Annotated in this window: 19 protein-coding genes; 8 read left to right on the top strand and 11 right to left on the bottom strand. The window is 41.7% G+C overall.

Annotated features, from left to right (window positions below; translation table 11 throughout):
- Positions 1-30 precede the first annotated feature (30 nt).
- Positions 31-567, top strand: a complete 537-nt coding sequence (locus BGP78_RS20900; RefSeq protein WP_182912351.1) for a GNAT family N-acetyltransferase — start codon at positions 31-33, stop codon at positions 565-567.
- Positions 568-752: 185 nt separating this feature from the next.
- Complete coding sequence (locus BGP78_RS20895) at positions 753-2,096, top strand: hypothetical protein (protein WP_119863203.1); 1,344 nt, start codon at positions 753-755, stop codon at positions 2,094-2,096.
- 101 nt (positions 2,097-2,197) lie between these two features.
- Here the strand turns inward: BGP78_RS20895 and BGP78_RS20890 are convergent, their stop codons facing one another.
- From BGP78_RS20890 to BGP78_RS20875, 4 genes are all read right to left on the bottom strand, one after another.
- Entirely contained in the window at positions 2,198-5,305 is a 3,108-nt protein-coding gene (locus BGP78_RS20890; protein WP_119863202.1) for an efflux RND transporter permease subunit, read from the bottom strand.
- Positions 5,298-7,031: an efflux RND transporter periplasmic adaptor subunit gene (locus BGP78_RS20885; RefSeq protein WP_119863201.1), complete on the bottom strand. Its 1,734-nt coding sequence runs from the start codon at positions 7,029-7,031 to the stop codon at positions 5,298-5,300. The genes BGP78_RS20890 and BGP78_RS20885 overlap by 8 nt, the downstream gene beginning before the upstream one ends.
- A complete protein-coding gene (locus BGP78_RS20880; protein ID WP_119863200.1) occupies positions 7,024-8,394 on the bottom strand; it encodes a TolC family protein in 1,371 nt (456 codons plus the stop codon). The genes BGP78_RS20885 and BGP78_RS20880 overlap by 8 nt, the downstream gene beginning before the upstream one ends.
- A gap of 237 nt (positions 8,395-8,631) precedes the next feature.
- Positions 8,632-9,039 (bottom strand): hypothetical protein, encoded by a 408-nt coding sequence (locus BGP78_RS20875; RefSeq protein WP_119863199.1) that lies wholly within the window; start codon positions 9,037-9,039, stop codon positions 8,632-8,634.
- Positions 9,040-9,231: 192 nt separating this feature from the next.
- Here BGP78_RS20875 and BGP78_RS20870 point away from each other — a divergent pair, with 192 nt between their 5' ends.
- Positions 9,232-9,702 (top strand): hypothetical protein, encoded by a 471-nt coding sequence (locus BGP78_RS20870; RefSeq protein ID WP_119863198.1) that lies wholly within the window; start codon positions 9,232-9,234, stop codon positions 9,700-9,702.
- Between the two features lie 213 nt (positions 9,703-9,915).
- A complete protein-coding gene (locus tag BGP78_RS20865) occupies positions 9,916-11,172 on the top strand; it encodes a DEAD/DEAH box helicase (protein ID WP_119863197.1) in 1,257 nt (418 codons plus the stop codon).
- Positions 11,173-11,263: 91 nt separating this feature from the next.
- Here the strand turns inward: BGP78_RS20865 and BGP78_RS20860 are convergent, their stop codons facing one another.
- Positions 11,264-11,785, bottom strand: coding sequence for a GNAT family N-acetyltransferase (locus BGP78_RS20860; RefSeq protein WP_259386397.1), 522 nt, complete (start codon positions 11,783-11,785; stop codon positions 11,264-11,266).
- Positions 11,786-11,995: 210 nt separating this feature from the next.
- Here BGP78_RS20860 and BGP78_RS20855 point away from each other — a divergent pair, with 210 nt between their 5' ends.
- Positions 11,996-12,451 carry a DMT family transporter gene (locus BGP78_RS20855; RefSeq protein ID WP_119863195.1) on the top strand — a complete coding sequence of 152 codons (456 nt, stop codon included), beginning with the start codon at positions 11,996-11,998 and terminating at the stop codon, positions 12,449-12,451.
- A gap of 210 nt (positions 12,452-12,661) precedes the next feature.
- Here BGP78_RS20855 and BGP78_RS20850 read toward each other — a convergent pair whose 3' ends face one another.
- Entirely contained in the window at positions 12,662-13,723 is a 1,062-nt protein-coding gene (locus tag BGP78_RS20850; protein WP_119863194.1) for a GGDEF domain-containing protein, read from the bottom strand.
- A gap of 132 nt (positions 13,724-13,855) precedes the next feature.
- Complete coding sequence (locus tag BGP78_RS20845) at positions 13,856-14,614, bottom strand: hypothetical protein (RefSeq protein WP_119863193.1); 759 nt, start codon at positions 14,612-14,614, stop codon at positions 13,856-13,858.
- A 299-nt stretch (positions 14,615-14,913) separates the two neighbouring features.
- Between BGP78_RS20845 and BGP78_RS20840 the strand changes: the two genes are divergently transcribed.
- From BGP78_RS20840 to BGP78_RS20830, 3 genes are all read left to right on the top strand, one after another.
- Entirely contained in the window at positions 14,914-15,633 is a 720-nt protein-coding gene (locus tag BGP78_RS20840) for an ABC transporter substrate-binding protein (protein ID WP_119863192.1), read from the top strand.
- Between the two features lie 292 nt (positions 15,634-15,925).
- Positions 15,926-17,944, top strand: a complete 2,019-nt coding sequence (locus BGP78_RS20835) for a methyl-accepting chemotaxis protein (protein WP_119863191.1) — start codon at positions 15,926-15,928, stop codon at positions 17,942-17,944.
- Positions 17,945-17,951: 7 nt separating this feature from the next.
- Complete coding sequence (locus BGP78_RS20830) at positions 17,952-19,181, top strand: extracellular solute-binding protein (protein WP_119863190.1); 1,230 nt, start codon at positions 17,952-17,954, stop codon at positions 19,179-19,181.
- A 57-nt stretch (positions 19,182-19,238) separates the two neighbouring features.
- Here BGP78_RS20830 and BGP78_RS20825 read toward each other — a convergent pair whose 3' ends face one another.
- The 4 genes from BGP78_RS20825 to BGP78_RS20810 form a co-directional block, all read right to left on the bottom strand.
- Positions 19,239-20,360 (bottom strand): hypothetical protein, encoded by a 1,122-nt coding sequence (locus tag BGP78_RS20825; RefSeq protein ID WP_119863189.1) that lies wholly within the window; start codon positions 20,358-20,360, stop codon positions 19,239-19,241.
- Positions 20,361-20,460: 100 nt separating this feature from the next.
- Positions 20,461-21,927: a winged helix-turn-helix domain-containing protein gene (locus BGP78_RS20820; RefSeq protein ID WP_147386108.1), complete on the bottom strand. Its 1,467-nt coding sequence runs from the start codon at positions 21,925-21,927 to the stop codon at positions 20,461-20,463.
- Between the two features lie 138 nt (positions 21,928-22,065).
- Positions 22,066-22,686 carry a hypothetical protein gene (locus BGP78_RS20815; RefSeq protein ID WP_119863187.1) on the bottom strand — a complete coding sequence of 207 codons (621 nt, stop codon included), beginning with the start codon at positions 22,684-22,686 and terminating at the stop codon, positions 22,066-22,068.
- Positions 22,687-22,832: 146 nt separating this feature from the next.
- Positions 22,833-24,203, bottom strand: coding sequence for a pyridoxal-dependent decarboxylase (locus tag BGP78_RS20810; protein ID WP_119863186.1), 1,371 nt, complete (start codon positions 24,201-24,203; stop codon positions 22,833-22,835).
- Positions 24,204-24,277 lie beyond the last annotated feature (74 nt).

Genomic DNA, 24,277 nt, shown 5'->3' with positions numbered 1-24,277 from the left:
TTATTACCCAGCAGATAAATGATAAAAAATATGAAAATTAATACTTTACGTACAGTTATTCGAGAATTCGCTCTAGAAGATGCGGCCTCAGTATTGTCACTTAACAGTGATCCAACCGTGACACAATATACCGCTGATAACTCTCCAATATTGACCCTAAACGATGCACAGGCGGTGATTTCAAACATTTGGTTCCGTGAATATGCTTTATATGGATATGGACGCTGGGCTGTATTAGATAACCAAACACATAGAGTTATTGGGTTTTGCGGATTAAAATATATTCCTGAAGTCGGGCTCCCTGATATTGGTTATCGATTCTTACCTCAATATTGGGGAAACGGCTACGCAACTGAGTCGGCGCTAGCTTGCACTGCTTACTGTAAAAGTGAACTCGGGGTCTCGCAATTTTTTGGCGACGTTATTGCAGGTAATAAGGCATCAATCAAAGTTTTACAAAAACTGGGCTTAAAGCTCTCAGGGTATGTCAAAACAGATGGTATAACCTTTCAGCGCTATCTGTTATCTACCCCGACTTTACAAAGCACCACTCAATTTTATAAATAACTACTTTAACCATGACCTTAGCTGAGATCTAAACAACGTCATAAATCAACGACTCAAATAACAGCATTAATTGCTGCTCAGGAATCAAAGGTACCTTGTTGATACAACCGGTGTACTTTTTGAATATTGCTTTCATTTTCAAATAAGGAGATAATTCAGGTACAAACATTAACAATGGACTTGTAATGCACAAATACACTCAATTCTTAGTATCTACTTCACTTACGATTACCCTAGCCGCCTGTGGAGGTAGCAGTGATACATCAAACCAAAATATCGGCTCTTCACAAAATACGGCGTCCAGTACCAAAACAATATCACTCTATACATTAGATAGAAATGAACAACCTTATCAAGCAACTGTTGTGCTGCATGATAGCGAGGGTAAAGTAATATTAACGCAAACATCAGACAACACTGGGCACTTTTCTGCCGAAGTCTCTGATAATGCCAAGCATATCTCGATTATCGGATATAGTTACTCTGATAGAAAAATATATACTGAACTCAATATAGAAGAGGGTGGATCATTAGGTAATTTTTATTTCTACGACCCGAAGAAAACTAGTCCCATTGCTCCCCCTACAAGCTGTACCTGGGTTACGGTCGATATTTCTGAGCTTACACAAGTAACGTATAATAATTATGAGTTAGAGTACTGGCAAGTTCCTCTAGGATATGACGGTTCCCGTAAACCTTTAACTACCTCATCCGAGATCTGCTTTGACCCAGACCAAGAAACAGCAAAGTCAATTTTATTCACACTTACTGCTCCTAATGGCAGTAACAGCACAGCAGCGCTGATAACACTTGATGAATCTGTAACTAGCTTTCAGCTAACAAGTGAAGATTTTGTTCATGAAGGTACCTTAGTACAACCTCAATTAAGTGCTTCGGTGAACCAAGTAATTTCTCGTAGCTATATTGAGCATGACTTCAATCATATAGTGTCTCCGACTAACGATACGTCGATTGATAACCTGAGTCCAATCTTTATATTTCCAAGTATCACCGAGCATAATTTTATTTATCAATATGCCAATGAGTCTATAAATATCAATGGAGCAGACGTACACCTTCAAACACACTCTAGAAGTTACATTAACAGCGATGGTCAAGTAAAGTTAAACGAACTGCCTGAGTCAATTCACTCTCTATCTAATGATGTTATCAATCTAACCCAAGGACAGTCCTTAAGTTACGATTTTAGCCAAACTGATACCCGCTTTTCTCGTGCAAGATGGGATCTGAGTTTTACAATAAATGATGAAAATGCTGACTGGTATATTTATGGACCGACTTCGGCTAATATTCCAAACTTAGAGTTTGGAGATGCTTTCCCAACACCGACAGAGGGAATTCAATTTTGGAGCGTCAGGCTTGGTCTATTTGGATATGTAGATGCGCCTACAGACTACTTACAATTTAGAAGTTTTGTAAATAAACGAAAGCCTAATTGGGCTTTTTTAACCCAACCTGAATATCATCAATCAGTGGGTTCATCGATTCAGATTTATTTTAATCATTAATCAATTAAGATTTACTCTAAGAGTCGCTTATAGAGACTCTTAGAGTATCAACCTAACTTGTCAAAATATTCAACAAAACTCTAGCATTGCGACGAAAAAGATCAACATATCCTCGGCTTATTCAGTAAGAAATACACCGCAGGTAACACCAGTAAAGTGAGTATCACTGCGCTGAACATGCCACCAACCATAGGTGCTGCAATTCGGCTCATCACTTCTGAACCCGTACCACTACCATACAAAATAGGCAGCAAGCCAATGATGATGGTGGCGACCGTCATCATAACAGGCCGTACACGCATACCCGCGCCTTGTAAAATGGCATCCCGTAATACCGATGTGGTAAGTTGTCCATTTTTAGCGAGCAGTGTGTCACGTGCTTGGTTCAGATACACCAACATGATCACCCCTATCTCCACGGCGACTCCCGCTAACGCAATAAAGCCAACCCCAACTGCAACAGAGAAGTTAAACGCTTCAAGATATAGCAGCCACAGCCCACCAATCATGGCCAGCGGTAAGGTACCCATGATGATAAACACCTCTCGAAAACTGCGAAAATTTAAGTACAGCAAAACCACGATAATAGCTAAAGTCAGGGGTAATACATACGCGAGCTTGGCTTTGGCACGCTCCATATATTCATATTGTCCGGCCCACGTAACAGAATACCCAACAGGCAATTCCAGTTGCTGCTCTAATACTTGCTGCGCATGAGATACGTAGCTGCCAATATCACTGTGTTCAATATCAATAAAGGTCCAACCATTGATACGCGCATTTTCACTTTTGATACCAGGTGGGCCAGATTCAATATAAATATCGGCAACATCACCTAATGCAATGCGCTGACCAGCAGGCGTTACCACTGGCAATCGGGCCAATTGCTCAGGTGAATCACGATGATCTTGTGGATAGCGCACATTTATTGGGTAACGCTCTTGTCCTTCAATGGTTTGCGCAACATTCATGCCGCCAATTGCTGTTGTAATGACTTGCTGAATATCCGCAATATTCAAACCATAGCGGGCCGCTTTATGGCGATTAATATCGACTTTGATGTAACGGCCACCAGCTACTCGCTCTGAATACACTGATGCAGTGCCTGCTACATCAGACAAAATGCGCTCTATGTCTTGTCCGATAGCTTGAATAGTGTTTAAGTTGGGCCCAGCGACTTTGAGGCCAACGGGGGTTTTTATGCCCGTCGCCAACATGTCGATACGGGTTTTAATAGGCATCACCCATGCATTTGTCACACCTGGAAACTTCACTAAAGCATCCAACTCTTGCTTAAGAGACTCAGTAGTAACGCCTTCGCGCCATTCACTGCGTGGTTTCAACTTGATAAATGTTTCAATCATGGTCAATGGCGCGGGGTCGGTTGCCGTTTCAGCCCGTCCCACTTTACCAAATACCAGTTCAACTTCTGGCACAGTGCGGATCAACTTATCCGTTTGTTGCAGTAACTCTCTGGCTTTACCAATGGAGATACCGGGGTAAGTGGTGGGCATATACATTAAATCGCCTTCATCCAATGGTGGTATAAACTCACTCCCTATTTTATTCATCGGATAAAAGCCGACCACAGTCACAACAAGCGCCATCACCAACGTTGTTTTTGGCCACGTTAATACCTTTTTTAACACAGGTATGTATGCCGCAATCAATAGTCTATTTACGGGATTCTTACGCTCTGATATTACTTTGCCACGAATAAAATACCCCATCAATACTGGAGTCAAGGTGATCGCTAACCCTGCAGATGCCGCCATCGCGTATGTTTTAGTATAGGCCAGTGGCGCAAACATTCGTCCTTCTTGTGCTTCTAGAATAAACACAGGTAAAAAGCTCACCGTGATGATCAGCAAACTAAAAAATAATGCTGGGCCGACCTCTGATGCCGCTTTCGTCACTATTTCCCAGCGATTGTCATCTGTTAACGGGGTTTTTTCCATATGCTTGTGCATATTTTCAATCATCACAATGGCACCATCCGTCATCGCGCCAATGGCAATAGCAATACCACCTAAAGACATAATATTGGCGTTAATACCTTGACTGTACATCACTGAAAATGCAACCAGTATGCCCATCGGTAAACTGATCACCGCGACAATGGATGACCGAATATGAAATAGAAAGACTACACATACTAGCGCCACAACTGCGAGCTCTTCGATTAACTTAGACCATAGATTATCAACTGCTTGCTCAATCAATAGTGAACGGTCATATACCGTAACAATCTGAACTCCATCAGGTAAACCTTGCGCCAACTGAGCTAGTTTCGCTTTTATCCCCGCAATGGTCTGTTGTGCATTTTCGCCAAAGCGCATAACCACAACCCCCCCAACCACTTCACCTTCACCATTGAGCTCTGCAATGCCCCGACGAGTTTGCGGCCCTAAGTTAACCTCTGCAACATCACCAATGCGCAGTGCTGTACCTTGGCTATTTAACCCTAAAGGAATGGCGGTGATATCTGCAACATTCTTTATATATCCAGTCGCTGTAACCATGTATTCTGCTTCTGCCATTTCGACCACTGAAGCGCCTGTTTCTTGGTTGCCCCGCGCAATAGCCAATTGTACTTGTGCCAGTGATATGCCATAAGCTCGTAACTTATCGGGGTCGACTTGCACTTGATACTGCTTAACCATGCCACCGATGGCGGCAACCTCAGATACACCCGATACCGCCTGCAGTTCATATTTTAAAAACCAATCTTGTAAACTGCGCAGCTGGCTAATATCATGTTGCCCTGTTTCATCAACCAATGCATACATATACACCCAACCCACTCCCGTAGCATCCGGTCCTAACTGAGGTTTCGCGTTATCGGGGAGCGTCGGTGCAACTTGACTTAAATACTCTAATACTCTGCTTCTCGCCCAATATAGATCGGTATCATCATCAAAAATAATGTACACGTAAGAGTCGCCAAAAAATGAAAAACCACGAACGGTCTTCGCGCCCGGCACCGATAACATTGCCGTCGTCAATGGAAACGTGACTTGATCTTGCACCACTTGAGGAGACTGACCAGGGTAACTGGTTTTCACAATCACTTGTACATCTGACAGATCTGGTAACGCATCTACAGGCGTATTTTTTATTGAAAAAACACCGCCAACGGCCAAAATAATGCACAACATAAGTACAAAAAGTCGATTTTTAACTGACCAATGGATCACTGCTTCAATCATGTTGCATGCCTTCCATATTGTGTTGGTCGTGTGTTTGAGGAAGAGATTGCGCGCTAAATTCGACAATAACCAAATCTTCTCGTACTTCAAAAGTAAACATGATCTGTTGTTCTGGCTCCAGTAACGAGATATCTAAATCTAACGCTAACGTAAACTCCATCGTTGCAGGGCCTCGTTGCCACTTTTCAATTGGGCCACGGCTAATATTCAGCACACGTGTTTGTGAGTTAATGCTGTTTACACGTCCTGTTACTGTCGCACTTTGCACATGATTCATACCTGATAGGGCTGAGTAATCCATGACCTGATAAGCATTGTCATGACTTTTTTCAATATCAAACATATAGAATGTATTTTCTTTCAACTGCGTAACATCAACTGACCTATCCACCTTAAAATCCATGACCATTTGTGGCCAATTCCACGCATCGATTGCGCCATGATCAAGAGTTAGTATTCGCTTATCAGCGTCTATTGAAATTACCTCCGCCTGTACAGTAGCCATGTCATTAACGTCATCGTAGTTCATGCGCATAAAGTCAGAATGTTTACTCGACTCAGAATCAATTAAAAAATGTGCAGAGGTAACAACGTCATCTCCCTCGCCAAGCCCCTCTATAATTTGAATAAAGTCATGGCCCACACTCCCAACAGAGACCGCCACTGACTTAAATTGACCGTTACCCAACGCCAACACAACCCTATCTTGTTTTCCGGTACGAATAACCGCCTCTTTCGGGACTTGTAACTGAGCTTGCTGAGGTCGCGTCGCAATACTCACTTGAGCGAACATATTGGGCTTAAGCTGCTGCTGTGGATTATCAAACTTCAAACGCACTCTTAATGTGCGAGTTGTCGCATTTAAGCTTGGATAAATATAATCAACCTGACCCAACCATGTTTTATTCGGTAAATAATCTAGCGTCATACTCACAGGTAAACCGACCTCAATAAGTGCGGTATCACGCTCAAACACTTCCGCCTCTACCCAAACTTGCTCAAGGGTTGCCAAACTCATTAAGGTTGTGCCTGGCTTTACATAAAAGCCTTCTCGTATTTTTAAAACATCAACCACCCCTGATTGCGAGGCATAAAAGGTGATCGACTGACGTATTGTCTGTTGCTTTTTAAGTGTCTCGATGAATTCATCAGATAGCTGTAACGCCCTTAATCGGTCTGCTGCTGCACGCATTAAAGCGCGGTTGCTTCGCTTCAATGCAATTAAGTATTCTTCTTGGGCATTTACCAGCTGCGGGGAATACAATGTGTACAGTGGTTGCCCTTTAGAGACTCTGTCTCCCGCAGATTTAACATAGAGTGTTTCAATCCACCCTTCTACGCGTGGATGAATATGTACCATACTTTCCTGGTCATATTGCACATATCCAACCGTTTCAATATGTTGCTGCCAAGTCGTCAAGTTAACCGTCGCTGTCCGTACCCCTAAGTTATTAATCACTGCTGGATTAATTGTAATTGTGCCAGGGGAATCAGCATGCGTATCATTGTTCGCATATACTGGGACTAAATCCATTCCCATAGGCGAAAGCCCTGGTTTATCACGACGGTAATTATCATCCATTGGCGCAACCCAATATAATAGCTTTGGGGTATCATCATTTAATAGCGTTTCTGAAGGCATGTTAGAGCCAACCCAACACACCATAAAATACGATAATACAGCGCCTAAACTTGCACCAATGACCAGCGCTATTTTGCTATTCATACGATCCCCCTGCAATGTCATTCAGCGAGGTATCAGTCCCTGCTAAATAGTATTTAATTCGTGCTGACGTTTTTAGTTTTTCTATGTATATATTAAGTGTTGCGATGCGTGCATTCAGCTCCGTGATTTTAGCTTGTACAGCGGTATTAAAATCACCATCATCATTGTTATATGCACTCAGGGCAGCCTCTGCTTGCTGATGACTTTGTTCAAGTATGGTGTCTTGGTATAACTCCAGTCGCTTTTGTAGCTGCGTTAACGCCTGCTGCTCTGTTGCAAGCCCTGACCCCAGCTCCTTTAAAGTTAAGAGCTGTGCAGTTTTTAAAGCTTCAGTACGGCTTTGTGCACTAAGCACTTCTTTGTCTTGCTTATTTTCTGTAAATAATGGTAAATCAAAGCTCACTCCCACTGACAGTAAATCATGTCGTTCCAGTCCTGTTGGGCTATCTGCACGATAACCATAGCTGGCATTAACAGCCCATTGAGGCTTATATTTTTGCTCTGAAAGTGTCACCGACTGCTTTGCAGACTCGACCTCTTTACTTTGCGCCAAATACCTAGGGTGGCGCATAAGTAAGGCCATAGTCTCGTCACCAAATGGCGCAAGAGATGCAATAGATGAATGCGCGGAGGAAAATAACGCATCATCTGGCAATGCCTTAGCAATGGTAAATAAGTCGCCATGTGCATTGAATTGCCACGCGCTTAATCCAGTACTTCCTGTTGGAAGCCAATTTAACAATGTGGCTTTTTTGGTCGCCAAACGCTGCTGTTCAACAACCAATCGGTCTTGTAATTGGGCTAATTCAACTTGTGCACGGATCACATCATGTTGGCGTGTTTTACCTAACGCTGAGGCATAATTTGCTTCACTTATCTCAGCGAGTTGTTCGAACAAATGGGCATCTTTGTTAATCAATTCAATGGTCATTTTTGCCGTATAAGCGTCTAACCATAATTCGCTGACCACCATGGCGACTTTAGCGCGGCGATCCGCGCGCAAAATTGGCTGCTGTTGAGCCTCTAACGCCAAAATATTTTGCTTAATTTGCAATGATGCGCCTCGGGGCAAAACTTGTGACATTGACACTTTTAATTGGCTCATATTGTCACGCTTAAACGCGAAATCATTACTTGGCAGGTTATTCATTGCCACTGCAATTTTAGGGTCTTGCCATGTGCCCGCAGCAATCTGCTGGGCAGTCAGTGAAGCCTGTGTTTGGTTACTTTTCACCAGCCATGCATCATGGTTTTTTGCCTGTTCAATTGCCATAGACAGAGTCAATTCGGGTATTTTGCTCGCGAGAGCTTGCTGCGCAGTCCCGAGTAAAATTGCGCATGTCATTGAGCTAAATACTTTCATATTTTTAGCCTCACAGTGATTTGTAGCCTATAACAGCTACAAGAAACCATTGTCAAAATAGGAGTCATAATTTGCCTATTAACACCCTTGCTAAGTAGTATCTAATTCACTAAGAATCACAAAATGCATAGCAAGGTGTATAAAATTACCGACCGTAATACCCATAAATGCATCACGAATACGTCAATGAATCAAAAATCATTCAATATGATAAATTTAGGACAGACTTGTCCTAGGCTAGGCAAATATAGGGGGCTTATATAAGCTTTGTATTGGGGAGTCTATAAAGACTGAAAAAGGAAAACTGGGTTGTGTATAGGTTGCGTCACTCAGTAAAAGTTCACTGCCCATAAGCGCTAATGCGAAGGGTACACACCCACTGGGTGGGCAACTACATTGCGTTTTACAGCAATCTTGCCCATCATTATGAGCCACTACCATGCTCGACATATCACCGTGCATCATATGAGATACATCTGCGGTTTCGTCAGAGCTGTCATGAAGTGAGGCGTGTTGGTGAGCGCCATTGGGCATATGCTGCATCATGATTTTACACGGCAGATCGGCAGCCGCAAAGCTTTGGCCTATTATGGCAAAAAGCAGCGTAACAAAAACCAAACTGTGCAAATATCGTGTCATCAACATTACAAACCAAACTTATTTAACAAAGTAAGGCTAAAGTATACAAAAACGTATTGCAAGTAAGTTCAGCTGTTTGATCACAAAACTCGGTGGTTTTTGAGATCTCCGTTAGAAAAGCACGACCTGCTTTCACACTTTTTGCACAATTCATTTCTATGGTTACTTTATTCAAAGCACTTTCTTTAAGGCAACACCATGATTAACGGCGTTTCACCCTCAGGCTCAAACGATGTTTTTTATAAAAGCGCTCAATTAAGTCAAGAGCAGCAGAGTACCATTGCCGATACGCTCGCTGAATTTGACCCCGAGAACTTGTCCAAAGAAGACGCACAAGCCATTGTCAGTACATTTTCTGAAGCTGGTATTAAACCCGGCAAACAATTAGGACAATTAATGGCCGACGCAGGCTTTGATGCAAAAACGGTGGGAGAGCTGGCCGGTCTAGATAAAGGACAGCGACCACCGCCTCCACCCAACCAAAATACACAGACTTCAATTGATTTGAGTTCAGTCGCTGAACAATTTGCTGAGTTGGTTTCTGACGCCACCGACTCAAGTCAGCAATATGCAAACTTGAGCCAAGATAGCAAAGATGCCATTTATACCCAACTCGTAGAGGAGTTAGGTCTTGAAGCAGGGCAGTCAATTATTGATGTGAAAGTATAAATAAAGCGCACCAATGACAAGACTGTAAACACTTGGCAGCATTTAAGCTTTAGCCCAATGTCAAATAAACGACCCCAATGTTGACCTTATTTGTACGGCGCTACTCGTGACGGCACATTTTATCGTAATACTGACTTTGCGGTTCATTCTGCGCTGTGCACTGTGGTAAAAACTCGCTATAATACGCCTTTACTATCCTATAGACAGGTCAACATGACAACTTTCGCAAAGCTCGGGCTTAACCCGACCCTTCAAGCAAATATTAAACGCCTTGGTTACACTACACCGACTGAAATTCAAGAAAAGTCTATTGGCGCCGTGCTGTCAGGGGCTGATACTTATGCGATCGCACCAACTGGTACTGGTAAAACTGCGGCTTATTTGTTGCCGACTTTACAAGAGTTGAGTCAAGTTGATAATAGCGATAAACAAGTCAGACCTTTACGCGCATTATTTTTAGTGCCCACAAGAGAATTAGCACTGCAAGTAGAAGCGTCTATTGCTGAATTTGATACCGACCTAAAATTAAGAACAATCAGTGTGTTTGGTGGTGTGCGGATCACGTCACAAACCAAGCGCTTTAAACGCGGTACTGATATTTTAGTTGCAACACCAAAGCGCCTAATCGATTTATTAAAAGAAGGTGTTTTTTCACTGTCTGAAGTACAACATTTTGTGATGGATGAAGCTGACCGTCTTGTGAGCATGGGCATCGTTAAAGAACTCAGAACCATCATGGAAGCCTTACCGGCAAAAAGGCAGCTAGTGATTTTTTCTGCAACTGATTCCAACGCACTGGCTAAATATAGCGAAACACATCAGCAGCACACAAAAAAGATCACGGCAAGTAAGACACAGCCAGCCGTGAACAAGATATTGCATACGATGTATAAGTGTCCACGTGATAAAAAATCAGAAAACCTATCAACGTTATTAAAAATGCTAAACTGCGATAAAGCGCTCATTTTTACGCGTACGAAACATGACGTGAACAATTTAGTCGCACAGCTATCTGAGCAAGGTTTTAGCTGTCAGGGTATTCACAATGAGATCCCGCAGAAAAAGCGTCAACAAAGTCTCGCCGAGTTTAAAAATGGTGATTGTAAGCTATTAGTCGCGACTGATATTGCATCACGCGGCATCGATATTGATCAGCTTTATTATGTGATCAACTATGACCTGCCAGTAAATAGCAATGACTATATTCACCGTGCAGGACGCACAGCGAGAACAACACCGATTGTCGACCCAACACAAGAAGCAATTGAAGAAAAGGTAGCAAAACAAAAACTATCTGTAGAGGTCGCTTCTACAGAGATGTTTGGTATTGTTGATGCACCGGATCTGAAGAGCAAACACATCCATGGCCATGTATTTTCATTTGTCAGCCCAGAGCAAGAGCGCTTAGTACCTTTAATCATCAAAGTGGTTGGTAAAGAAATCAAGCTTGATGCAATGCCTTGGTACTAAGCATTTAGCGACCAAGCGCATTATCATAAAAAAGAACAATAACTACAAACCGCTGTGCTTATTGTTCTTTTCAATGTGATATTTAACCCTGTCACTCATCCTCATTAGGTTTTAATCTCGCAAACACATGCTCGTCATAGCAGTCTCCCGCTTTACAAACCGAACGACGTAACACGCCCTCAAGTTGATAGCCCGCTTTTTCAAGTACGCGCATAGAAGTAATATTGGGTGCTGATACCGGATTAAATAACCGGCTAATGCTCGTTTGATTAAAAATATCAGCAGTAAATAACTGCAACGCCTCTGTTGCGATACCTTTTCTCCAGTAAGGTTTTGCAATCCAATAACCGACTTCGGCACTATGTGCATATTCGAACGCTTGAGTATAAGCGCCAATAACACCACAGAAGCTACCTTTGAACTCAATAGCTTTAACGATGGCATTATCTTTTGAGCCAATTCCTATCCACCAAGTTGCATCGGAAAATGTATATGGTGTTGGTATTTTTGATGACAAATACCTATTCACTTCAGCATCATTTAAATACTTAACCAGTAATGAGGCATCGTCATCGCATAAGTCTCTAAGCGTAACCATTGAGGTATAACTCACTATTGTCCTGTTTGGTGACTTCAATCATACACAGTCATTTCAACATGTTAAGCTGCAAATGCACCTGTATTTCATCAGCAAATGATGATTTCATTAAGCGATTAAAATCACACCATACTTTATTCTAAAATATCTAACATTATCAGACAAATGTTTGCTTTTTAACTGACAACCCATATCATCTATGTTTAATCGCGTTGGAGATACTCAGTGTCGAACCTTGGAATATATCTATTATTACCTTTTAGTATTTTAATTGGCTTTTCACTCGCCTCTCAGGCTGGTGTCAATGCACAGCTAAGGGTCGCATTACACAGTCCAATTCAAGCAGCATTTATCTCATTCTTAATTGGCACGATTGTGCTTGGCAGCATTGCATTCGTACAAGGGGGTAGTTGGTTTAAACCCAATGCACTCGCGACAATCCCTTGGTGGGCTTGGCTTGGCGGATTATTTGGCGCATTTAACATTGCAATGTCGGTATTTTTAGCCCCCAAGCTCGGAGCCATGGTGTTAGCCATTTCAATTGTGTGTGGGCAAATCATTGCGTCGCTCGCACTAGACCAAAATGGCTGGTTGGGTTACCCCAAAATTGACATTACCCCCAGCAGAATAATCGGCGCATTATTTGTGATCGCTGGTATGTTGTTAATCGCAAAAAAATGACTGGTACAAACTGTTAAAACGCCCCCTCTTCTGAGCCATTTTATCACATGTTGTAATAACACCCCCTGATAGCGGGCTCAGTCGCAGGGAGGTATTCTAAGTAAGCTATGTCTGCAATTGATAAGTCACTTCGCTTGCGCGTGCAACCTTGCCCGTTAATAACAGTACACATAACCTCAAGCTGCGCTACTGTAAGAGTGCTCCCTCACGTTAAATACAGATTTTGCACCCTTTACTTTTTTTGGCTTGATACATTTTTTGATCTGCTCGATGTATTACACCATCTACATCTAAATCCGTTTGATCTTGCAGCTGAGCAATGCCCACACTCAATGAATAATCAGGAAACTCAGCGGAAAACTTTTCAATTAAACGCTTGCTGATCGCTTGCGCTTCGGGTAACTCACAGCCAATCAACGCTAAACAAAATTCATCGCCACCCTGTCGGCTTGCAATGTCTGTTTCTCTCGCAATCACAGTGAGTATTTTGCCGATACTTTTTAAAACATGATCGCCTTCTTTATGCCCTTTTGTGTCATTGATCTCTTTAAAATCATCGATATCAAAATAAACAATCGAAATCGATGTATGGCTACGTTTTGCCAATAACAACTCGCGGCGCAAAAAATCTCGAAAGCTCCGGCTATTGTAAAGGTCAGTTAATGGGTCTTTACTCGCTAAACGAGAAAGGCCACGTACGCGTTCTTCTAATGATTTAACGTACAAATCGGTTTTGAGTTTGAGCGAGTTCATTTCATTTAACATCGAGCTGATATACGTATCAAATATCCAAGACATATCAAACGCGATTAACTTCTCTAAAATAGCAGATATTTTGTCAAGCACAGCGGCATCATCAATCAAACGTGCCAGCGTCACATCAATGCTTTTGCGTAAATAGCGTTCTGCAGATAAAAAGTATTTGGGCTCTAATCCTATCCTTTTATGTACTAGTCCAATACGCAATCGATTGTTTACATACTCTGCATCATAGAATCCAGAAAATAGGTCTAAAACATATTTATGCAAACCGGATTTAAGCCGCTCAAAAGTTTCACTGTCGCCAATGAGTAGCCCAACATATTCATCTCTCGACAGTAATGTATAAAAATGAGAAACAACCTCGTCTAAATGGCCATCAATGACTAAACGGTACTTGTTTAAAAACTCCAACTCTTCATCGCTCAACTCAAATAAGTTTTTGCGTGTTTGGATCTCAAGTTCTGAAATTTGATATTGCTCAACGAGTGTTTGATGTATGCGCTCTGACATTGTTTCACCTAAGCAAAGTAGATCACTTAAGTGTAGTGTAAAATATGCACGAGTTTATGTTAATACTGAGCGAACATAACTGACTGACATTAAGCACGTCACTAATGTTCGCTGGTTAATTTAACTTACGAACTAATTAGGCTGATTTTGCCATTTAAGCAATAGCTTCAATGTTTCACCGCCGATTAACCCTGCTAGTTGCAAGTCATCTCTATCCATAGCAACGGCTTGATACAAACGCGAAGTTTCAGTCAAATACGCTTTTACTTTAGTTTGACACTGCGCTTTATCGTCAACAAAGTTACATTGTTCGTAGGCACGTGTGACCTTAACAATCACATTGTGAATAAATCCATATAAAATGTCCTGAGAATAACGCGCTAATAAATCATGGTTAATGTATTTAATAGCTAAATACTCGGCTTCACCGTTCCAACATCGATGCAGACTCCCAGTGTATTGCGCGTTTAATGCTGTCATCTGAGCAAGTAAATGCTGCTCCTGCTCTGAAGTTTGGCTAAGCCAAATTGACGTATCGAATGTTTCACATTGTTGAGGTGCAATGATCAGATGTTTTAGTGTGCTCGCAAGTTTACTTTCATAAGCACTCCCTGCTCGATTATATTGCTGAGCCAGATCCCACCATGTTGTATATACTGAAGAACGTTTAAAATTATAAAAGTGATAACTAATACGGGTCCCATTATCGTCTAGCCACTTTAAACGCGCTAACGCTTCATCAAATGCCCCCTCTTCAATAAGGTGCTTTGCACTATCTGCATAAGCAAGTAACTCTAATAAGTTTTGTGGTTTATTATTACCGAGTGCGTGAGCACTCGTGTGGATAAAAGTACTGCATATAATGAACACGACAAATGCGAGGTATTTCATATTCTTTAATTCCTTCTGAAATGAATAGATATGGCAATCTTTTGCCTTCAAAACGCTAACATCATTGGTTAGCCATCCGTTTATAGGACATAAAAAAACCAGCAAAAGCAGTGCCAAAAAGCATGATACAGACAAAAAAACACACACATGACATTATCAAAATACAACTTACGTTTACAAAACTAGCAGTTCGAATATAACAAAATGCAATTAAACACCACTTATGGCATCATGCAACAACACTGCTAAACTTAAAAAACGCGCTCAGCTCAACGATATTGGTAACGCCTTAATTCACAATGAAGTACCTATTTTTTTTATTCTTACTCATTCCCAAGGCATATGCTGAACAGTATCATTTTGCCTCTATTAATTATTTAATTGAACAAGAAGTAGGAAGGATCGTGCTCCCTGAAATTTATAACCGACTCGGGATCAAAGTCACAATCTCTCCGCTACCAGGTAAACGTGCGCAACAGGAAGCTCAATCGGGATTGAAAGACGGTGAGGTAATGCGTATTTATAGTTATGGTACCGAAACGCCTTCAACAATTCGGATCCCTACGCCCTATTATCATTTAGAAACAATGGCCTTCATTAGAGCCGACAGCAATATAAAAATAAATACTATCAAAGATTTAAAACAATACCAGATAGTGAAAGTGCGAGGCGTTAAACATACTAACAATATCACCAAAGGCATGACTAATGTCAAAGATTTAGACACCACCACACAAATGTTAAGGCTTGTTTCAGCAGGGCTCGCTGATGTAGCCCTGACCAATACGGTTGACGGCTTAGTCGCCCTCAAAAAACTCAAAATTACCAATGTTAGACCTATCTCTAAAAGCCTAGATCGTCAAAGCTTATACCATTATGTACATAAATCACTGCAACATTTGGTCCCCAAGGTGGACCGAGAAATAAAAAAAATGAAAGAGACCGGTGACCTTGATGCGCTGATACGAGACGCTGAGCAACAAGTGCTTAAAACTAGCTTGGGTCAAATAACCCACTAATACAATGACTCCTTATACACACTATTAACCCTCTCCCTTCACGTAATGATGTTAAAAGTCACACACAAAAAAACACAAAGAAAAACCAAATTAAAAACATAAAAAATACATATCCATCTATTTAGTTTTTAAAACATACAAAAAGCAGTATACACACCTTAATAAAGCAACCATTTTGTATCAGTTATCACAACTTTAAAACACTGAATATTTAAAAATACTGAATAATTACTAGGTGTTTTTGTACCTAAATATGTTTTAATCCCGCCAAATTTCATTACATCAGTTTAAAATGCTCAAATCATCTGTAATAAGCCGAGTTTCAGCCGGTTATGCAGCAATCATATTATCCATGTTCGCCATTGGTATTTTTGCTCTGGTAAAGCTTTCATTAGTAAATGACAACGTACAAAAGATCACAAAAGTTGCACAACCCACGGAGAAAAGCGTTAGCCAAATAAGCCATTATTTGCAAAAGCTCAACCTCAATATTTACAAGCATTACTACGCACGCACGTCACGCGAACAACAGCAACTCGCAGTCGCAATTCGTAGTAACCAAGATCAGATAGCAAAGCAGCTTAATAAACTCGACACGCTTTTTACTCAGAATCCAAAAAATGACGCGAACCATGCGCTACTTACCCAATTTTCAGCCCTGAGTAATGACATGTTTCAGGAACAAGCTCGTTCAATGAAAGTGGCCGTTCAAGCATTAAATAGTAAATTACAGCTGCAATTACTTGCTGATGATCTAACTCAATTAGAAACGACATTAAAAACAATAGAACAGAATAATAAACCACAATCAAAAACTTATAGCCGACCGCTCTCAGAGGGAGAAAGCCTGCTTCGGTATGGCTTCTCACTGGCTAAACAGATGGTATTAATCGACGATATTGCACAATTTCAGAACTTAGCTGCACAATATAAAACATGGCTAACTGAGTTTGTTACCTATGGTTATGGCAATCAGACATTAAAGACAGCGGATCCAAACTGGGCGACTCTAATCAACCAGCAAGGCAATCTAGCCTCGGACTTAACATGGCTAGTCGACAATAACGAAGGCATAAAAACTTTACAAAAACATTATTTATCAACACACAACACATTGTCGCAAAACTTAAATAAAATCACTGACAAGTTAACAGCACTTCATGAAATTGCTACAAAACTGTCTGCAAATACACATACTTTCAGCATCGAAGTAGAGGGGTATTCAAACAGCTCAGTGACAGCAAGCCAACAGTGGATGATAATTGCTATGGCTGCAACTTTTATACTTGGTACACTCATCGCTACCTACATAATTCAGAGTATTCGAAAGCCGCTTAATAACACCATAGCCACGATTCAAATGCTCGCAACAGGAGACTTAACAACGCAGGTTCATACCGTCAGTAAGGATGAGTTTTCGCACGTTAGTCACTCGTTACAAAAATTAAAAGGCGCATTTGAAAATATCGTTACCGATATTCAGTCACAGTCAGATGTATTGAATGCTTCTATACACACTCTGTCAACGAGTGCACTCGAAACATCTAACATTGCGCATCAGCAAAAAGATCAAACATCACAGGTCGCCAGTGCAATCGTTGAAATGACTGCTACCTCGAGCGAAATTTCAAATACCTCGGCACAAGCAACTGAGCTGATGGCGCAAGCAAACACCCAAGCTTCTCAGTCACAAACACTTGTGACACGCAACCAGTCACTGAGTGGTCAATTACAGCAAGATATTAAAACCGCTGAGGAAGTGGTTGCGTCCCTTGATCATGAATGTCGAAAAATTGAAGATGTGTTGAATGTCATAGTACAAGTAGCAGATCAAACAAACTTATTGGCGCTAAACGCCGCAATTGAAGCTGCCAGAGCCGGTGAGCATGGCCGAGGCTTTGCAGTCGTGGCAGATGAGGTACGTAGCTTGGCAATTAGGACTCAAAGCTCTACAGAGCAGATCCAAGCAAGGTTATCTTCGTTATTATCATCATCAGGGCTTGCGGTTACTGCACTACAAAATTCAGTGAATAAAGCCATTAATTGCACGGACGTTGCCACCAATCTTGAGTCACAAATCCGAGATTTTGCCAACTCGGTCACAGAGGCACATCAGCTAAATGAAGTCATTGCTGAAGCCGCACGTCAACAATATATAGCCGCACAAGAGATCAGCTTTAATGTTGAACAAATTGATGACTTATCACAACAAACTCTGGATCAGATCACATTAAATTCGAGTGTCACAAAAGAACAAAGTGAAACCGCGACCGCATTGGTAACAATGAGTAAAGCATTTAAAGTAAGGTAATGAGCCAGTGAAATATATCATCATATTGATACTTAGTTGCATCGCGTTTTCAGCAACGAGCGCACAACACATCGACCTCTACACATGGCGTGTGCAAGAGGGCGCATTATGGCAAAAAATAAATCAGCAAAAGCTCATCCCCGGTATCCATGTCAATGTCAAAGTGATCAGCTTTGATACGTATCAGCAGCATATGCAGCTAGTACTACAAAATGGTCGACCGGCTTTGTTTCAATGGGCACCGGGGGCCGCGGCATTAGCGCCACTGCTCCAACATACTTTTATCGAGCCCAACGAATATCAACTGAATAATATCAACCCAAGTGCGCTGACGGCAGCAACAGCATCAGATGCAAAAATATATGGGGTGCCGTTTGCGGTTCAACTTGAAGGTCTTTTAGTCAATAAAAAGCTGGTCAATAAACTGGGGATCAACCAGCGCCCCACATCGCTCACCCAGCTTGAGTCATACTTTTCGCAACTTAAGCGTGATCAAATCACCCCATTACATATGGCAAGTGATGACTGGTATTTATCACAAGTTGTCATAGAAGTACTGATGGCGGGTTTATTACCTGCGCAAAAAGCCGCACAACTGATCTCCGGTGAAAGCTGCTTTACCGATCCAGACTTTATTCACGTGCTGGATACCTTGTCACATTGGCATCAAAGTGGCTACCTTAACAAAAATGCAATGACAGAAGGCTATCAAGGTGCAGGAACAAACGTCGCACTTGCTAATTCTGCAAGCGTGTTTGATGGTGGATGGCGCACAAGCCCTAACTCTTTATTTTATGAAATAGACCCAAACTTTGAATTCGAATTTTGGGCCATCCCCGGAAAAAGTAATAAATTCTACGCATTCGCTGACGGTACCTATCAGGTTAATGCGCGCGGCCGTTATAGTGATACCGCTAAGCGCGTTTTAAAATTTACCACCACGCAACAATTTGCCGAGTTATTTGCCAACGAACTGAATGAGCTTCCTGCTTATTCCAAGCACATGAACATCAAGAGTAAAAACTTAACAGCACTTGCTGAACTGGTCTCTTCTCAGGGATATGGTGTGAGTCTATTTAGCGCAGCAAGCTTGAATACGTCCGAGCCGAGCTATCAAACGCTGACAAGAGACGCTATTCGGCTAATTTTCTCAGGAAAAACAGGCAAACAAGCGGCACAGTCTATACAAAAAGGGTTAAACAGTTGGCAGTACGTAGGCCATAAACACTGCGCCTAGCCATCTCATTATCCGAGTCAGGGGCTGTGGTACTGAGATCCACGCCCCATGACTCTTTTATAAGGTGTGACTCACCAATATTCGATCAACGAGTTCCAAAGCGGTGGTTAAGTTGGTGGTGTTTTTGTACAGCATGCCATTCTTTCCTGAGTGATGGCCATGGCCCACCAGCTGCATTTTCATCAATTCACTGGGGTTTGAAAAATCAATTACAGACTCATAAATCACTGAAGGCTGTGCGGAATAACCATCGCCAGAATAGACCTTGTCATCAGGGAAACGGTCGCTACTATAGTACGTGTTGTAATCAAATGAGTGGTTGATCTCGAATCGAATACGGTATTTGCCCGCTAGTTTTTGTGCTATCTGAACATGATAAATAAAATTATTCATCATCGTTGCCCCACTATATCCATCAATTTGCAATGTATTGTCTGTCGGTAAAAAATAGCCACTGCTTGATACTTTGCCTAATTGATGCAAAAAAACCGGTAATGATTCAGGACGCATTCGGCTGTCTTTGGTGCTGGGCTCTTGCTCACCTTGTAAAGCAGTTTGAGCAATGGGGTTGTCGCCCACCATTAGATGGCTATTAAATACCTGTTCAGGGTTAACTTTAGTTACTTTATTGGTAAATTGATTAGTCGCAATAGAGCGCGTCACATACAGCGGCTGTACAAACTCGCCCTCTAATGTTTCAAGCCAAAAGGCATATTGTGGCCACATAAAATAGGGGCCTTTTTTTAGCTCTATGGTAATTGTTTGACCTACCGATGTGGGTGTTTTAGCGCGGTGCTCTGAATAAATAGTCTCCTTGATATGCTGCGCTTTATCTGCTGCTTTTAAAGACTGTCCAAATTGATAAATGCTTACAGCAGGTTTCAGATTAAAATAAGGCGAAATACACACATAAGTGACTAAACTTAATACCAATGCCAACGAAAAAGAATGTTTTCCTTGATACTTTTTAAACGGGTTTAAATAAGTAAAGAGCATCCGCCTATTTTTTACTGCATGCCAAACAATGGCTAAAGCCATCATGCTCCCCACCATGGTATGCATCACCGATATCGCAGCATCATGACGCTGACTGAACAATAAAATAGACGTAACGACCATCACTAAAAATGCACACAACAGCAATGCACCAATGAATACTCTCGACTGAAACAACAACATAGAATTCTCCAATAAAATCAGAGCTGTGTTATCTCAATACGTGGCCACAACTGCCAATAAAGCTTTCTGAAAAAAATTTAAAACTCTGATATGTAAACTTTTATTTATTTTCTAATTGCTCTATCCAAGCTAACTGATTGTGTAAACCACGCTGCTTCGCAATATTTTTAGCCTGTGTAAAAGCCAGTGTTTGTTGGTGAAGATCATTCTGTTTCTTAGCCACAAGCCCTAAATTTATCCAACTAGAAGATTCCCCAACAGGGCATTTCAGGACCCGATGATAACTCATGGTTTCGCGATAAAAGGCAGCCGCAAGGTTCAGGTGGCCTCGCGTAATTGCAATATGTGCCTTTAAATCCGTTAAATACGCCATAAAAAGCCAATCATGATGACGCTTAGCCAATGAAAATACCTCTAATACCAGTAACTCTGCTTGCTCAACTTGATCAAGTTGCAACAACCTCAGCGCTTGAAAATAGGTTAAACGGATCAATTCAAGAGGATCATTTTGCGCTTTCGCAATGGGGAGCGCTTCTTCAAGCTGTTTTTCAAGCGTTTCATAATCTTGCAGGTTAAACAAGGTATCAATAAACAAACGCTGTGCCGTTAAATTTTGATTGTCTTCTAATACCAAAGTCTCTAACAACCCTTTCGCGGCTCGGTAATTATTATTTAACCGAAAATCGATAGCCGCCCCAAGCATTTCTGACTCAAAGTCACGATGATAATAGTTAGATGATGTTTGTGGCGTTGCACCTAATACCGCGTGTACCTCATTCACTAACTTATCTACCAGCACTTGAGTATCACTCGAAAACAACACGCCTTGTGTTTGTGCATTGCGGTGGTAAAACGTATAACTTAGTTGATAATCATGCGGTGAACCAGACAGTCGTGTGCTTATCAACAATTCAGCCCCTGACACGTTGAATATCGTATTTATATGCTGTGTATCAATGTTATCAATAGGCGCTTTAGCCCGGTCGAGCACTTCTAATACATAGTCAGTTTGTAATATTCCAAATTCGCTATGACTTGGCAGCCTTTGAATAACTTGATCCATCATCCCCAAACGCACCCAACTATGATCATGACCTTCTATTAAATTCATCGTGGGTAACACCACGATAGACCCAGCTAATACGTCGCTTTTTTTACCTAACCAACGCTCATTCAGCATAAAATAACCGCCCACAATACTGATAATGAACAGTAATAAAAATAGATAAGGTGTACGCTCAAATACCGTAACATCAAACGGGGCTGTTTGCTTTACAACCTTTGGTAGCCATATATAACCTTGTTTGGGTAGCGTTTTTATAACAGCATGATCACCAAATAGCGCTCTGATCTCTTTAATAGATTGAAAGATCACTTGCTCATCCACAACGCTCGTGTTCCATACCTCTGCTAGTAACTGTTTTTTAGTGACTAATTTGCCCGTGTTCTTAAGTAAAACAAGCAATAGCTGGCATGTTTTCGGGCGGATGTCACACTGTTTCCCATCATGAGATATCACGCTCAACGCTTGCTCATTAATGGTAAATTGCCTTGTTTTATACTGCATTTTCACGCATCTATTCTTATATTTCTCTGATATGAGTACAGTAAATTAACTGGCCACGGTGTCAATCATCATTGAGCTTAATAAAATAAATAAACAGACACGCGCCCAACATCTAGTTTACGACTAAACCGCTAGACCCTAAGCTGCCGCATTCACTAGAATTGCCCATGGGCTTTGTGGGTCGCTCATATTCATGTCCAACGCATCCATTGGAGCACCGCCAAGTAACGCATTTTGAGCTTGCTCTAAACGCGCATCAAAATGCCTGATTGCATCTATGAATTTTGACTTCTCAAATTGCGCTAAACTTACATCATTTTCGATGCCATTTTTAGCCAAAGACAGCATCTCTCGCCGCACACCTAACTCTTTATATTCAAGGAAATCAATACCAAGCGAATTAAACAACAGCGCTTGCTGCATTTCATCACGTTCAACTTCTACCTCTATGGGCATTTTCATAATTTGCGTAATGGTCTCTTTATGAAACGCCTTGCTATAGTCTTTGGCTGATAATTCAGGGTCAACCACAGCCGTCGAATGCGATGTGGCTTTTTCAAAATAGAATGAGGCAAATTTAGAAACGGTACTCTCTGCAACCGAGGGGGTTACCAGCGGGTCTTTATTAGCGCTCATATTTTTCTGTGCTTGGTGATGCTGATTGGCAAATAGCGCCTGCTTTTTTAAACTTACTTTTTTGGGATGCGAAAATTGCTGTAATGACTGAATGTGATGATTAGCCCCTTGAATAGCGGTCATAGGTTACGCCTGTCTCCTTGGTTTTAAGTCCCTATGTACAGCAAGATTTATTCCACCCATTTTATTGTTAAACAGCCGCTTAGCGTATAGTTACCTTGTAAGCTAAGCGGTAATAGCAACAAAGCGGCAATCATTTGCCGCTTTCACTACTCCCCCAGTGCCTGTAATAGAGTGGTCACTTGTTCAATGTCACTCTCAGACGTCTCCCAATTGCTTAATGCAGCTCTAATAATAGGTTTTCCCTGCCACACACCTGGCGTCATAAATACACGACCAGATGCATTAATCGCAGTTAGACACGCCTCTACACTTTCCAACGAGTGCGATGCATTAGGGCAAAATAGCACCACATTGAGTTCACATGGCTTAACCAACTCATAATGCTCACTTTTGGCCAACCACTGGGCAAATACCTGCGCTAATACAACATTATTTTCTATTTGCTTTTTTATCCCTTTTTTACCATAGCCAATTAAGGTCGCCCAAACTGGCAAAGCTCTAAACCGGCGCGAGTTTTCTATGCCCATAGACCTAAAATTGGTATGCTCAGAACGGGTATTTAAATAAGGAGCTGGTACATCACACGTCTGTACTAAATAACTGGGCTGACGGGTTAAGAATACACCGCAATCATACGGAACATTGAGCCATTTATGACAATCAAGGGTAATGCTATCAGCACACTCTATTCCCGCTGTTTTTCCATGGGGGCCATTGAGTAATCGCTCGAAAAGACCAAACGCGGCATCAACATGAAGCCATGCCCCATGAAGTTTGCATAACTGGCTGATGGCTTTGAGGTCGTCATAATCAGTCCCCGTTACGGTCGCAGCACTGGCTATTACAACCTTTCCTTTACAATTGCTGTTAGACAGCATATGCGCTAAAGAATCAACACACAGCGCTTCGCTGTTAGACAAAGTACGAACCTGATGCCAACTCTTTTGACCAAACCCTGCCATGCCTAAACTTTGGATCATGCTTGCATGTGGTGTAGCAGCGTATATCTCAACGGTTACTCCCGCCATACCTTGCTGCGCAACATCAATTCCCTGCAATTTGCCCACATATTGTCTCGCACTTAATGCGCCTAAAATATTGGCCGCAGTTGCCCCTGTTGTAAACACGCCCTTAAAGTCAACGGGTAAAAAGAACAGCTCACATAACCAAGCAAGGGTGTGTAGCTCAAGTTCGGAGGCGATTGAATCTCCTCGTTGCGCAACATTTTGGTTAAACAATGCCACTAACCAATCCGCAAAGGTTGCACAGGGATTAGCGCCCCCGGTAACAAAGCCCCAATAACGACTTCCATTACTGGCCGATAAATTTTCTGCAATATGCTGATTAAAAAGCTGATAAAAATCATCAAGCCCAGCGCCATGCTCTGGCATAGGTAAGGTTGCCAATGTTTGATTCTTAGATGCAACATCCCGCGCGTCTAGTTGATCGCGAAATTGAGTGAACTGCGCTTCTAACAAGCCAATCATACTTTTTTGAATATCTGGAGTGTACTGCATTTTTGTTCCTAATGAGTGACGATACATACACATTAGTTTATGCTGATAAAAATAAGGTAACAGATACAAAAAAT

This window comes from Pseudoalteromonas sp. MSK9-3 (assembly GCF_003590335.1).
GTDB lineage: Bacteria > Pseudomonadota > Gammaproteobacteria > Enterobacterales > Alteromonadaceae > Pseudoalteromonas.
Note: the sequence above shows the minus strand (reverse complement) of the source record. Positions and strands in the feature narration are given on the sequence as shown.